This window comes from Vibrio sp. 2134-1, assembly GCF_033339495.1.
This window is the reverse complement of sequence record NZ_JAWOUS010000010.1, coordinates 1-14,330: the sequence shown is the minus strand read 5'-3', so window position 1 is coordinate 14,330 and position 14,330 is coordinate 1. Positions and strand designations below refer to the sequence as shown.

The window sequence follows — 14,330 nt, the reverse complement described above, 5'->3', positions numbered from 1 at the left end:
AGAGCCAGCGAAGTGCTGGCTCTTTTTATTTCTGGTAAATCTCCAGCGGTAAGCCATCTGGATCTTGGAAGAAGGTAAAGGCTTTGCCTGTGAATTCGTCAATACGAATTGGCTCAACTTCAACGTCATTCGATTCTAGGTAGGCTTTTATTTGCTCAATATTATCAACCAAAAATGCGAGATGTCGTAGCCCTTGTGCTTCAGGAAAGCTCGGTCTCTCTGGTGCGCCCGGAAAGCTAAACAGTTCAACTTGGCTGCCGTCAGGTAAAGCGAGGTCAAGCTTGTATGAGTCTCTGGCTTCACGATAGTTTTCAGCAATGACTTTTAACCCCAACACTTCAGTGTAAAAGCGTTTTGACCTTGGGTAATCGCTGCAAATGATCGCGACGTGATGAATGGCATTAAACATGGTTAGCCTCTTCAAGCATGGTTAGTATCGTCGGAGACTAAATGCTCCTTAACGAAGTCGATAAACACGCGCAGACGAGCAGGCATGTATTTGGTTTGCGCATACTGCATCGCGATAGCGCCGTGGTAGTTACTCTTGATCATCCAATCCGGCAATACTTCCACCACTTCCCCTTGCTCTAACGCGTCTTTGATCACGAAGTCATGGAAGATCCCAACTCCCAAGCCAGACTTAACCCCGTTCAAGCGCATTTGAGAGTGGTTGACGGCGTAGCGTCCACTTACTGCAATCGAGTGGAAAGCTTCCTCTTTAAAGAACGACCAGATATTGTCTTTGTCGTTCTCGGCAAGGTAAATACAGTCGTGCTGCTCAAGCTCGGTTGGGTGCTCAGGCATACCGTGTTTGGCTAGGTAATCTGGAGAGGCGCACAAAACGAGATTGGTCTTGCTGATCTCTTTGAGGACCAGATTCTCATCGGGTTTGTCGGTGAGCTTAAATGCGACATCAATTCCTTGGCGGAAAAGATCGATCTCACCATCTGCTGCACGCAGCTTAAGCTGAATATTTGGATAACGTTCTAGGAATGGCAACACAAACGGTTGAAGCACCGAATTAAGAAATGCTTCAGGGGCTGCCACTGTGAGTGCGCCTGTTGGCTCAGCATGATCTTCTGCAGATAACTCAACGGCTTGCTGCGCGGCATTCACCATTGCGATGCTTTGGTCGTAAACCTTTTGCCCTGCTTGAGTGATGATCAACTTACGAGTCGTGCGCTCAAACAGTTTGACCGAGAGGGCTTGCTCTAATCGTGTGATCAACTTACTTAAAGCCGATGGCGTCACGCCGAGTTGTTTGGCTGCAGCGGTAAAACTGCCTTCGTTTACCACTAAGATAAACGACGCAAGATCAGGAAGTAGGGCAATGAGTTTTGGATTAACCATAATTGTTCAGTTCTGCGCAGCGGAATAACGATATTGTCTGGTACGGTTTCACGAGGTTCAAGTGTCACCGTCTCGCTTTAACGATATTTTGCCAAAAATGCATTGAGTGCAGGCAAGCCAGATTCACCAGTATGGTATTGCTGCCAACAGTGATAAATGGCCGTTTCGTGGTCTGCAATCAACTCGATAGCTTCTCGCTCAGCGATTGAATACTGCTGTGAAGCTTTCACTTCTTCATGCCATTCTCGATACTTGACCTCATAAGGTTCTACCCATTTCAGAAGAGTCGCCACCAACTCTTGCCATGGTAAACCAATCCATTTGGTTGCATCTTCCAAGCCTTTATCTAGCATCTCTTGGTGTCGACTTTCGATATCCATGCCATTTTTCAGCAGTACAGGTTTGAGCTTTTCTGCGGTTAGCTCTTCCACTTTAATCAAGGTTTGCCACAGCGTTTGTTGTTCACTTTGGGCGTAATGGCTCAAGTAGTGGTTGAAAAAAGCGATGCCGTAGATTTCGCCATAGTAGGCAGACAGAACGTTATGAATCATGGTGAGAATCGTGATTTAAACAGAGAATACCGCATTGTAGGAGGGGAAAGCGCGAAGTGTAAATACCTGATTAAGAATAAAAAAGTGCTGCTGACAGAATTCGAACAGAACTTGTGAGAGTTTTATGAGAATTCGATGAAGTTGCTGATAGATTTGCTCGTCATTCTTAGAGGCAAGAACGCAAAACGTTCGAAACGTAATGCTTAACCTACTCAAGTCACGAACAAAGAAGTAAAGCCGTACACATGGGCTTGGGTAGTTCAACCCTCATTAAAGGATGGAATCACAATGAAAAAACGTACCCAACTCGGACTCGTCATGACTTCAGTCGCTATGGCACTAGGCTCTGTATCAGTGAATGCGGCGGAATTGGAAATCACCGTGACAAACGCAACTAAAGGCATCTACTTTACGCCACTTATTGTTGCCGCACATGGCTCTGACCTTCAAATGTTCAGAACGGGTCAAGCAGCAACGCCAGAACTAGAAGCAATGGCAGAAGGCGGTGATATCTCTGGGCTTGCTAGTGTGATTGGTAACGCTGGTGGTGCGGTAGTTGAGAACCCTGCTGGTGGTATTTTGAATCCGGGTGTTGCAACCACCTTCACCTTGGACAGTGGCGACCACGGTTATCTTTCTCTGAGCGCGATGTTGCTGCCAACCAATGACGGTTTCGTCGGTCTGGATAGTTGGAAGATTCCAACGGAAGCGGGTACATACCGAGCAACGCTAAGAAGTTACGATGCTGGTACAGAAGCGAACGATGAACTTGCGTCTAGCATGCCAAACCCACCTTTCATTACCTTTGGTACTGGCGGCACAGGCGTTGAAGCAACGGTAACTAACGACAAAGTTCACGTGCATCCGGGTAACCTTGGTGATAGCGATCCAACCGGTGGCATCAGTGACCTAGACAGCAGTAGCCATCGTTGGTTAAACCCAGTTGCAACCATCACAATTGTTGTGAAGTAAGGGGGATGTATGAAATACAGAATCTTACTCGTAGCAGCTTCAGTCGGCTTACTCGCCGGTTGTCCAAGCGATGATGATAACGATGTAGTGAAATCTTACCGCTACACCGTCAACGTGGCGAACTTGACTGCGAATCAACCTATGTCTCCGCTTGCTGTACTCACTCACAATGGTGACTACCAATTGTTTGAAATTGGTCAAGCCGCATCCGTTGAACTTGAGCACCTTGCTGAAGGCGGGAGTAACGCTGAGCTGATTGAGTTGATGAACAGCAATGACAGTGTTTACCAAGGTATTTCGGGCAATGGATTGGTGTTGCCGGGTGCATCGGACGAAGTCACCATCACGGTTGACCCTAGTCGTTACGGTTACTTGTCTGTGGCGTCTATGTTTGTGAATACCAATGATGCCTTTGTTGGCGAAACGGGGCTATCGCTCAAATCGCTCGCAGTGGGTGAAAGCTATGAAATGAGCATGAACGTTTGGGATTCCGGTACAGAGCTAAACGATGAGCTTGCCGCAACCATTCCGGGCCCAGCAGGTGGCGGTGAGGGTTTCAATGCCGCACGTAATGACAGCAATGACGTTGTTGCATTCCATGCGGGTGTTGTTAGCCAAGATGACGGATTAGCAAACTCAGCACTTTCTGCGAACCATCGTTTCTTGAACCCAGGTGCGAAAGTCACCATCACTCGAGTCGAGTAACACAGGCTCCGATGACGTCTCCTTTCCAAAGCGCTTGTAGCCGAGCGCTTTATCCCTCATGGCGTCATCGGAACCTTTTTTGAAAGAATTTCTAATTTGTTCCGGTCATGTGCAAAGTGAGGATACTCGAAGGCAAGGAAAGGACCATGGAACAACAGGCAATCAATTTAGTCGCGAACATCTTGTTGGTGGAAGATGACGATGATTTGGCAGAACTGGTTCAGATGCATCTCAAGTTTCAAGGACACCAAGTATCGCGAGCCACAAATGTCGCCGATGCTAAAACGCAATACCAGCAACAACCCTTTGATTTATTGATCCTTGACCGAGGTTTACCAGATGGTGATGGTCTAGACATTTGCCATTATTTGCGTCAGCAACAAGATTGGAGCCCAGTGCTCATGCTGACAGCCAGAGACGGTGAAATGGACAAGGTAGACGGCTTAGAAGCGGGCGTTGATGACTACATCACCAAGCCATTTAGCGTATTAGAATTCCAAGCACGAGTGCGAAACGTGCTACGCCGAGTCAGCCAAACCGCAGAAGTCAAAGTAGCAAATGAAGTCCTCGATGATGCGATGGATTTTGGTCCGCTGAGAATCATTCCGGAGTTGCACCAAGTATCCCTAAACGACAAAGACGTCACTCTTACCGCGACAGAGTTTACTTTGCTGCAGTTTCTCGCGACTCGTCCGGGCAGAGTCTACAGTAAAGATGAATTGCTCGATCACGTTTGGAACACCAGTCATTCTGGTTATCACCACACTGTGTGTAGCACCATTAACCGTTTACGCAGCAAGTTGTCGTTGTCTGATTCTGATCATCACTTCATTCAAACTGTTTGGGGTGTTGGATATAAGTTTCAGCCAAGACACTAATGCAAGAAAGTAAGTCGGCAGTTGTTTTCACCGTCATTTTTCAATCATCACGGGTGTTGAAAAAACATCGCTGTTTAAGGAGGCGATAGGATGAGCTTCAAATCTCGCTTGGTAGTATTTACTAGCTTGTGGTTCTGCCTCGCGGCGGTGGTGATTGCACTGACTTACAATTGGCAAAAAGAAACCATTGAGTTACGCACTAAGCAAAGCCTGCATAAAGAGCTAGCTAGCCACATGCGTGATGATAATCCACTGATGATCGGTACGGATTACAACCCTAAAGCGCTTAAGTCGATCTTTCATACGCTCATGCTGATCGGCCCTGATTTTGAAATCTACTTCCTCGATAGCCAAGGTAACATCACCACTCATGCAGCGCCGGAAGGGGCGGAGATCATGGGGAAGGTGGATCTCAATCCCATTAAGCAATTCTTAAATGACCAACCTTTTCCTATTTTGGGTGAAGACCCACGTAATCGTGGTGAGCACAAAGTCTTTTCTGTCGCGGCGATAGAGGAATTAGGCTCTACGGTCGGTTATCTCTACGTGGTGATTGGCAGTACCCGACATGACGCCATTGCCAATGCTCAAGTTGATACCCCTTACATCGCGCTAGCAGGATTGGTCTTAGTGTCCATTTTAGGCTTTGCTCTTGGGGCTTATGTGCTTGTGAAACGTAGCCTATTGAACCCAATTGAGCGCGTGACCAAACAACTTCAACAGCAAGCTGAACATGATTTCCGTCTGCAACCTGATTTTACTCACCAAGTACCGGAGCTCGTGCCGATTGCGCACTCTTATCAGATGATGGCGAAGCACATTCAGCAACAGTTTTTACAGTTGGAGTATCAATCGTCTCATCGTCGTCAAAGCTTGTTGCAGCTTAGCCATGATTTAAAAACGCCGTTATCGAGCGTGCTTGGCTATTTGGAAACGTGGCGTTTGCAACATCCGGAATCCGACCCTTTGATTGACGTTGCTTTCCGAAATTGTGAGAAGCTCTCAACTCAATTACATTCTTTGTTAGACGCTGCGCGCAAAGAAGCTCCAATGCCAAATTACGAGTACCGCCCCGTAGATCTTGGCGTGTTGATGGCAGAATGTGCCGAAACGATGCAGAGCCAGTTTTCTCGTAAAGAAGTGGTGTTGAAAGTGGATATCGATAGCGAAATCAAAACTGTGGGTGACAAGGGGCTATTGGAGAGGTTGGTATTGAACCTGCTTGAAAATGCATTGCGCCACAGCCCAATCGGCTCGGAAGTGCATTGCCAAGCGCATTTGAGTGAGGATAAGTCGCGTATCCACTTTACCTTCGTCAATCACATCGAGGAAGAAGCGGAGGGCGGTTCTTTGGGGATCGGGACGAAGATTGTCCAATCGATCTTAATGCTTCACCACAGCTATCTTGAGACCAATGCAACCTCCTCTCAGTATCAACAGAAGTTCACACTTCTCGCAATCTAAAGAGAAGTGTGAGACATAAGTTAATGTTTATTCAATAACACCACATACAACGCGAGCGCCACCACCACCTAGCTTACTTGGGTGATCGGAGTGATTGTCACCACCTGCATGGATCATTAACGCTCGACCTTTTAAATCCGATAATTTTAGGCGAGGCGCGACAACGGGCTGATTGGCATTGCCGTCCATGTCCACATAGAGTGGAGGCAAGTCGCCTAAATGATTGTCATCGGTCCAAGGATAGCCATGCTTCCCTGTGTTGTTAGGATCATAATGGCCACCTGCTGCGCCGCCTAATACGGTTTTGTCATCCTTTTCTATGCTATCGCAAGATGGATTAGTGTGAACATGGAAACCGTGCACACCTGCTGACAAACCTGATAATTGAGGCGTAAAAACAACGCCATAATCACTTTGTGAAATCTCAATGGTACCCGCACTCTCATTGGTGTTGAGAGCAGTCATTTCTACCGTTTTTGCTAGCACGTTAGGGGCGGCGACAAGAGCGGATGCAACTGAAATGCATAGCAATCCTTTTAACATGGGACCTCCTTCTTTTTGGGTGTACGCTCAAGCACATATTAGTGAAAACCTGTTTTACTTATGTATGTTGAGCGGTGAGTTTATGTCATAGAGTGATGTGTATCACTTTATGGTCTTAAACTGATATCTCGATCCGAAATCAGCTTTCTTTTATTTAGTCTTAACATGTTGAGATCGTTAAGATATAAAAAGAATAGACGCCAATCTTAAAATAGCCTGAATATTTTTAAATTAACGCAAAGTTAAATTTTTAATGACTTTATAACAAAGCTCATAATTGTTTTATAAAGAATTTGGTGGAATTGTCCGCAATAAAGAATAATCAAATTAACGAATATATTAATGTGAACATTGTTGTTTATAGATTTGTGGTCAAACTGTTGCTTATATCATCAAATAAGATAAAAAATTGGAACTAAAGTCACTTAATGGCAGAGGAAAAAATTAAACTCTGATTGTAATGGGTAATAATGTTTTAGTAACAGATAGTTACGCACTTAAAATTAATAATATGGCTAATTTCCGACAAGGATTGAAAAAGATGAAAGACAAGGAATCTATTCAGACTAATAGCAGCCGCCGTAATTTTCTGAAAGGCGCAACAGGAGCTGTTGTTGCTGGTGTGAGTGCTTCCGCTTTCTCAGGCGTAGCTCAAGCACGAGAACAGAAAATTGATTGGAGCAGCCGCGGGCTAGGTAGAAAACACGATAAGCGCTTCTGGCGTAAAGTGCGAAGACAGTTCGTTTTGGACAAACGAACCACTTACATGAACATTGGTACAACAGGTTCAATGCCAAAACATGTTCTTGAAGATTACGAGCATAACAACAAGCTGGTGGCTAAATATCCTTGGGATATGAAAGGCAAATTTGGCTCTTGGCCTTATGTTTCAGAGATGGTTAAAGACGTCGCACCAGGTTTTGGTGCTAACCCAGAAGAGATCATTCTCAGCCGCAACACTACTGATGGCTTATGCTCGATCATTAATGGCTTACACTTTGAACCAGGTGATGTGATTCTAACGACACACCATGAACATATTGCTGCAACATCACCTATGAACGTAGCGAAACATCGTTTTGGTGTGGATGTGGTAGAAATTCAACTACCAGTATTTACTGGTACCGAAAACGTTTCTGAGCAAGATTACATTCAAGCGTTCCGAGACGCGCTTGATGCGAATCAAAACGTTCGCCTAATTGTTTTCTCTCATATCACATACAAAACAGGAACCGCGCTACCAGCAAAAGCCATTTGTGCTTTAGCAAAAGAGTATGGTGTACCTACTCTTGTTGATGGCGCGCATACGGTCGGTATGTTTGACCTTGATTTCCACGATATGGATTGTGATTTCTATGCAGGATCTGGTCATAAGTGGCAGTGTGGTCCGGGCGCGACAGGTATTCTGTATGTTCGTGATAACGGTAACCGTTTGAATGAGTATTGGAGTGACCGAGAGAACCCGTTATGGTTGATCAACTCCTCACTTTCTCATGCTGATTACCTAGGTAAACAGCTGCAAATGCAATACATTGGTAACGATAACTATCCTGCGAAACAAGCACTAGTTGATAGTTGCAAAATGTGGGATGAGATTGGTCGAGACCGTATCGAAGAGCGAGTTGTAAGCCTTGGTAGTTTATGTAAAACCTTGCTTCAAGAGTACTTACCACAAGCCAAAATGTATTCACCAAACGTGGAAGGCTTAACCAGTAGCTTAACGACGGTTAACCCGTTCTCCGATGTAACTAATGAAGAGATACTGACGGAATTCCGAGATCGTTTACGTGAAGAGTATGGTTACATCATCCGTACGACTAGCTTTAAGCTGCATAAGGATGATGACTTTGATACTTACGCGCTGCGTATCTCTACGCATTTGTTCCATGACGAACAAGATGTGGAAGGGCTCGTAGTGGCGATGACGAATTTGTATTACTCGTCGTTCTAACATCGTTGTTTATCACTCAAGCGCCCATTATTGGGCGCTTTGTGAAAGGTAAGGATATTATTATGTCAGTCATAACATTCAAAAGAACTTTAGCGACGGTGGCGCTCATGGTTACCTCTGTTGCGTCGTCTGCCGCTTGGTCAGACGATTTACAACAAATCCGTGAACGCGGTGTACTGCGTCACATTGGTGTCCCGTACGCTAACTTTGTCTCCTATATTGAACAAGGTGAAGTGGAAACTTTGACTGGCTTGGATGTAGAGATAATAAAAGGTTTTGCCAAGTCGTTAGGTGTTCAGTACCAGTATGTTCCAGCACAGTGGAGCGACGTGGTTGGTAAGTTGACAGGGCAAAATGTGCAATATCACAACAAGCAGGCTGTTGTCGGAGAAAGTGTTCCAATTGAAGGCGATTTGATCGCAAATGGCGTTACTATTCTTGATTGGCGTTCTGAGGTTGTCGATTTTTCACAGGATTATTTTCCTTCAGGTGTATGGTTGGTTTCCAGATCCGACTCTAGTCTGAGCCCGATTAAACCAAGTGGGTCGGTCGATGAAGATGTTAAAAACGTCAAGCAGCTGATCGATGGTCGCGAAGTGTTAGCTTTAGAACATTCTTGCTTGGATCCTAACCTTTATGACTTATATGACACAGGTGCAAAAGTTATATTGCCTGATGGGGCGCGTCTCCTTAATGAGATGGTTCCAGCGATAATGAAAAATGATGCGGAAAGCACATTATTAGATGTTGCGGATACGCTAATTGCCCTCGAAAAATGGCCGGGCGAAATAAAAGTCATTGGCCCTATATCTGAAAATCAAAAAATGGCTGTTGCATTCCGTAAAAATTCCCCTGAATTACGCAAAGCATTTGATCGTTATTTAGACTCGATAAAAAAAGACGGTTCATACGAAAAACTAGTAAAAAAATACTATCCATCTATTTACTACTTTTATAACGATTACTTTATAGAAGATAAAAAGAAAGTCCGATGAATAAGGCCGTTAAAAAATTTTCCAGTAAAAGATTTATTACAATAAGCGCAATATTAGTTTCAATTTACTTAGCTATGCTTATTACTGTGACTAGCGTAGGTCAAAATAAATTAAAAGCATCTCAATACAGAGAACTAGATTTAAAAGTAAAAAGTTATGCAAGCACACTCGATAATTTATTTACCATAGCGAGTGAAGATGTTGATAATTTAGCTACAGATAAAACAATACAAACATTCTTTGGTAATTTAGCTTCTGGTATGTCAATGGAGTATGGGTTAGGTGCAAGTTTAATTAATTTAAAGCGTCGCTTCGATGAGAAGATAGACAGTAAGCTAATTAATAGCAGCCAAATCTATAAGAAGCTCACGCTGGTAGGCAGTGATGGAGTCACCATTGTCACCACTGGATCTGAAAACCTTGCCGAGCACAAAATGGACATACAAACCTTAATGACTCAACACGGGCATCCCGAAGAGGTTTGTGCGACGCGATACAATGATGACGTTCGCATTCAAGTCATTAAGCAAGTTAAGTTCTCCGGAAAGCCTGTTGCCTTTTTAATTGCCGATCTTAATAAGAATATTGTTATTGACCAACTTACTAACCAAGAACACGAAGATAGTTATAGCCGAATGGTGCTAAAAATAAAAGACGTGGAAATGGTTGTATGGGATACCATAAATAAAACACCTTCTCACAATAAGGATGAGAATTATTTCGTTTCTGAGGCTGTAGACGGAAAAATTTACTTTGAAGTGCCTGTGGATAAACATCACTTCAAATTGATGGCGTGGTTCGAGCCTTTGAGTGAACGAGATATATTTACATCACGGCTCTTTATTATTGGTTTGAGTATTCTCGCCGTTATGATCGTCATTGCTTTATGTTATGCATTCATCACGAACAATAATAGGATTGAATTGAAAATTAAGCTTGAGGAAGAAAAAAAGCGTAAAGATATTCTTTCTAAACAGAATAAAAAATTAACGAACGAAATTGAACGTCGAAAAGCGTCTGAAAAAGAACTCGCCTTCCAAGCTAAATATGACACATTAACCAATTTACCTAATCGTAGTTATGGTTCCGAGCGATTGGCTTTGGAGTTAATTAGGGCATCGCGTAGTGGGTCTAAAGTTTTGGTGATGTTCATCGACTTAGACCACTTTAAGCAGATTAACGATTCAATGGGACACTTTGTTGGGGATGAAATCCTTAAACTCAGTGCTCAGCGACTGTATCAAGTCGCGAGAAAAACAGACTTATTGGCGAGAATTGGTGGGGATGAGTTTTTACTCGTCATCCCTGATTTGCCTGATAATGATACTGCAAAGCGAGTTGCTTCAAGTGTACTTTCGGCGTTTAACGATCCGTTTGTTTGGAACAACCATGAATTCTTCTTGAGTAGCAGCGTCGGAATGTCTGTGTTCCCGGATGACGGAGACAACGCTGAGCAGCTTCTTGCATGTGCAGATATGGCAATGTATCGGGCGAAACAAGATGGGCGTGATGGCTTTTGTTTTTATAACCATAATATGAACCAAGATTTGCAACGCTATTTGGATCTGGAAAATCGTCTGAGAAGTGCGATCTCCAATCAGTTGTTAGAGCTGTATTATCAGCCAATTATTGAGCTGAGTAGTGGTAAAATCGTAGGTGCAGAAGCGCTAATGCGTTGGAATGATGACAAGTACGGATTTGTAAACCCTGAAGAGTTTATCTCTATTGCAGAGAAAAATGGTTTAATTCATCAAATTGGTGAGTTTGCTATTCAACAAGCGTGTCGACAAGCGGCACAATGGCAAAGTCTGACTCCGTTGTTTGTTTCTGTAAACTTTTCTAGTGTTCAATTTAGGTACTGCGAGCGCTTACTTACGTTTATTAAACACAGCCTTGAGGAGTCTGGTCTTCCGTCAGATAAGTTCGATATTGAAGTGACAGAAAGTCTCCTCTTCAATCACGATTCTGAGCTATTAGACATGCTTAATAACTTACGAGCGTTAGGCACCAAACTTACTATTGATGATTTTGGTACTGGTTATTCTGCGCTGAGTTACTTGCAGAAGTTTCCGTTCGACCGCTTAAAGATTGATCGTAGCTTTATGCAAAATATGTTCGAGAACGACTCCGATCGCGAGCTTGTGAACGTAATCATAGCAATGGCGAAAGCGCTGGATCTTAAGATCGTCGCAGAAGGCATCGAAGAACAGCGTCATGTGGATTACCTGAAAAACCTAAACTGTGAGTTCGGACAAGGTTTCCACTATAGCCGACCATTACCTGCTAAGGACTTTGAAGCACTTTTGGCTAAGCCTACCTGGCTATAATTCCTTTTATAACAACCTCATAGAAAAGCATTAATCGAATTTGTGCCTAGGATTCATTAATGCTTTTCCACCTTAAGGTATAATCCTTCCTCCTTCCTTGAATTACACTACAATTAATTGATGAGAGATAGCCCGTGACGCCCGTCACATAAAGGCTCAACCTAATTCTAAACGAGTAAATACTCGCCAAAATAACTAGGAAGGAATTTCAAATGTCTTCTGCATTCTACCAACAGATTCAGCAGCAAATCGAAGAAGTAAAGGCGGAAGGCCTTTACAAATCAGAGCGTGTCATTACGTCTCAACAGCAAGCGGCTGTTAAAATCTCTACTGGTGAAGAAGTACTAAACTTCTGTGCGAACAACTACCTTGGTCTTGCTAACCACCCGGCACTTATCGAAGCGGGTAAAGCAGGCATGGACGAGCACGGCTTTGGTATGGCTTCAGTACGTTTTATCTGTGGTACGCAAGACATCCACAAAGAGCTTGAGCAGAAGCTTTCTAAGTTCCTAGGTAAAGAAGATACGATTCTTTACACATCATGTTTCGACGCAAACGCGGGCCTATTTGAAACTATTCTAGGCAAAGAAGACGCAATCATCTCTGACGCTTTAAACCACGCGTCAATCATCGACGGTGTTCGTCTATGTAAAGCGATGCGTTTCCGCTACTCAAACAACAACATGGAAGAGCTAGAGCAACAACTGATTGCTGCAAAAGAAGCGGGCGCTCGCCACATTCTTATCGTAACGGACGGCGTGTTCTCAATGGACGGCGTAGTAGCAAACCTTCCTGCTATCTGTGACCTTGCAGAGAAGTACGGCGCATTGACGATGGTTGATGACTCGCACGCTGTTGGCTTCATGGGTAAAACTGGTGCAGGTACGCACGAGCACCACAACGTGGTTGACCGTATCGACATCATCACTGGTACGCTAGGCAAAGCAATGGGCGGCGCTTCAGGCGGTTACACATCTGGTAAAGCGGAAGTGATTGACTGGCTACGTCAGCGTTCTCGTCCATACCTATTCTCTAACTCTGTTGCACCAGCAATCGTAAGCGCTTCTATCCGCGTTCTAGATCTACTAGAAGAGAGCGGTGACCTACGTGATCGTCTATGGGAAAACGCAGCACACTTCCGTACTCGTATGGAAGACGCTGGTTTCACAATGGGTGGTGCTGACCACGCAATCATCCCAATCATGCTTGGCGACGCAAAAGTAGCAGCAGAATTTGCAGAGCGTGCGCTGGAGAAAGGCATCTACGTAATCGGCTTCTCATTCCCTGTAGTACCAAAAGGTCAAGCACGTATCCGTACTCAAATGTCTGCGGCGCACTCTCGCGAGCAACTAGACCGTGCAATCGACGCGTTCATCCAAGTTGGTAAGGACATGGGTCTTATTTAAGATTCTAGGCCTTAGACAATAGGGCCTTTAATTAAGGTTACATTATGAAAATTAAAGCATTATCAAAGCTAAAGCCTGAAGAAGGCATCTGGATGACTGAGGTTGATAAACCTGAAGTTGGCCATAACGACATTCTGATCAAAATTAAGAAAACCGCTATCTGTGGTACAGACGTACACATCTACAACTGGGACGAATGGTCACAAAAGACAATTCCAGTGCCTATGGTTGTCGGTCACGAATACGTGGGTGAAGTGGTTGCGATTGGTCAGGAAGTTCGTGGCTTTGAAATCGGTGACCGCGTATCTGGCGAAGGTCACATCACGTGTGGTCATTGTCGTAACTGTCGTGGCGGCCGTACTCACCTATGTCGTAACACGATTGGTGTGGGCGTTAACCGCGAAGGCGCATTTGCAGAATACTTGGTGATCCCAGCGTTCAACGCGTTCAAGATCCCTGAAGGCATCTCTGACGATCTAGCGTCTATCTTTGACCCGTTTGGTAACGCAGTACACACAGCACTTTCTTTCGACCTAGTAGGCGAAGACGTGCTTATCACAGGTGCTGGCCCAATCGGTATCATGGCAGCGGCAGTCGCGAAACACGTTGGTGCTCGTCACGTAGTGATCACGGATGTGAACGAATACCGTCTAGAACTTGCTCGTAAGATGGGTGTAACACGCGCAGTAAACGTGGCTGAAGAGAAGCTAGAAGACGTAATGGCTGAGCTAGGCATGACAGAAGGCTTCGACGTTGGTCTAGAAATGTCTGGTAACCCAGCAGCATTCAACTCAATGCTAACCACAATGAACCACGGTGGTCGTATTGCACTACTAGGTATTCCACCATCAGACATGGGTATCGACTGGAACCAAGTTATCTTCAAAGGCTTGGTGATCAAAGGTATCTACGGTCGCGAAATGTTCGAAACTTGGTACAAGATGGCTTCACTGATCCAATCTGGTCTGGATCTATCGCCAATCATCACGCACCACTACAAGATTGATGATTTCCAAGAAGGCTTCGACGTAATGCGCAGCGGCATGTCAGGCAAGGTTATTCTTGATTGGGAATAACTTATTCAAGTAAGAAATGCGCTCCTTTTTGGGGCGCATTTTTGTTTTCAGCCCTAAACCACCTACTTCAGTAGGTGGTTATCATCCGTTTCGGCTTTGCCTGTAAAACTAC

At 44.5% G+C, this 14,330-nt stretch carries 13 protein-coding genes; 9 read left to right on the top strand and 4 right to left on the bottom strand.

The window, feature by feature from the left end; all coding sequences use genetic code 11:
* Positions 1 to 25: 25 nt before the first annotated feature.
* The 3 genes from R7R78_RS12695 to R7R78_RS12685 form a co-directional block, all read right to left on the bottom strand.
* Entirely contained in the window at positions 26 to 409 is a 384-nt protein-coding gene (locus tag R7R78_RS12695; protein WP_041053963.1) for a VOC family protein, read from the bottom strand.
* An 11-nt stretch (positions 410 to 420) separates the two neighbouring features.
* Positions 421 to 1,350, bottom strand: a complete 930-nt coding sequence (locus tag R7R78_RS12690; protein WP_041053959.1) for a LysR family transcriptional regulator — start codon at positions 1,348 to 1,350, stop codon at positions 421 to 423.
* A 77-nt stretch (positions 1,351 to 1,427) separates the two neighbouring features.
* Entirely contained in the window at positions 1,428 to 1,901 is a 474-nt protein-coding gene (locus R7R78_RS12685) for a hypothetical protein (protein ID WP_225473707.1), read from the bottom strand.
* A gap of 288 nt (positions 1,902 to 2,189) precedes the next feature.
* Between R7R78_RS12685 and R7R78_RS12680 the strand changes: the two genes are divergently transcribed.
* From R7R78_RS12680 to R7R78_RS12665, 4 genes are all read left to right on the top strand, one after another.
* Complete coding sequence (locus R7R78_RS12680) at positions 2,190 to 2,873, top strand: spondin domain-containing protein (protein ID WP_225473704.1); 684 nt, start codon at positions 2,190 to 2,192, stop codon at positions 2,871 to 2,873.
* Positions 2,874 to 2,882: 9 nt separating this feature from the next.
* Positions 2,883 to 3,578, top strand: a complete 696-nt coding sequence (locus R7R78_RS12675) for a spondin domain-containing protein (protein ID WP_005383999.1) — start codon at positions 2,883 to 2,885, stop codon at positions 3,576 to 3,578.
* Between the two features lie 146 nt (positions 3,579 to 3,724).
* The gene (locus R7R78_RS12670; protein ID WP_017635499.1) at positions 3,725 to 4,456 is read left to right on the top strand and encodes a response regulator transcription factor; all 732 of its coding nucleotides are present in this window, start codon (positions 3,725 to 3,727) and stop codon (positions 4,454 to 4,456) included.
* Positions 4,457 to 4,546: 90 nt separating this feature from the next.
* On the top strand, positions 4,547 to 5,920 hold the full coding sequence (locus R7R78_RS12665) for a sensor histidine kinase (RefSeq protein WP_104976433.1): 1,374 nt from the start codon (positions 4,547 to 4,549) through the stop codon (positions 5,918 to 5,920).
* A gap of 27 nt (positions 5,921 to 5,947) precedes the next feature.
* Here R7R78_RS12665 and R7R78_RS12660 read toward each other — a convergent pair whose 3' ends face one another.
* Complete coding sequence (locus R7R78_RS12660) at positions 5,948 to 6,463, bottom strand: superoxide dismutase family protein (RefSeq protein ID WP_104976434.1); 516 nt, start codon at positions 6,461 to 6,463, stop codon at positions 5,948 to 5,950.
* A 541-nt stretch (positions 6,464 to 7,004) separates the two neighbouring features.
* Between R7R78_RS12660 and R7R78_RS12655 the strand changes: the two genes are divergently transcribed.
* From R7R78_RS12655 to tdh, 5 genes are all read left to right on the top strand, one after another.
* Positions 7,005 to 8,414: an aminotransferase class V-fold PLP-dependent enzyme gene (locus R7R78_RS12655; RefSeq protein WP_225473702.1), complete on the top strand. Its 1,410-nt coding sequence runs from the start codon at positions 7,005 to 7,007 to the stop codon at positions 8,412 to 8,414.
* Positions 8,415 to 8,476: 62 nt separating this feature from the next.
* A complete protein-coding gene (locus tag R7R78_RS12650) occupies positions 8,477 to 9,409 on the top strand; it encodes a transporter substrate-binding domain-containing protein (protein ID WP_005375093.1) in 933 nt (310 codons plus the stop codon).
* Entirely contained in the window at positions 9,406 to 11,736 is a 2,331-nt protein-coding gene (locus R7R78_RS12645) for a putative bifunctional diguanylate cyclase/phosphodiesterase (protein WP_225473700.1), read from the top strand. The genes R7R78_RS12650 and R7R78_RS12645 overlap by 4 nt, the downstream gene beginning before the upstream one ends.
* A gap of 212 nt (positions 11,737 to 11,948) precedes the next feature.
* Complete coding sequence (locus R7R78_RS12640) at positions 11,949 to 13,142, top strand: glycine C-acetyltransferase (RefSeq protein ID WP_005375095.1); 1,194 nt, start codon at positions 11,949 to 11,951, stop codon at positions 13,140 to 13,142.
* Positions 13,143 to 13,186: 44 nt separating this feature from the next.
* The gene (tdh, locus tag R7R78_RS12635) at positions 13,187 to 14,218 is read left to right on the top strand and encodes an L-threonine 3-dehydrogenase (RefSeq protein WP_005383983.1); all 1,032 of its coding nucleotides are present in this window, start codon (positions 13,187 to 13,189) and stop codon (positions 14,216 to 14,218) included.
* The last annotated feature ends 112 nt before the right edge of the window (positions 14,219 to 14,330 follow it).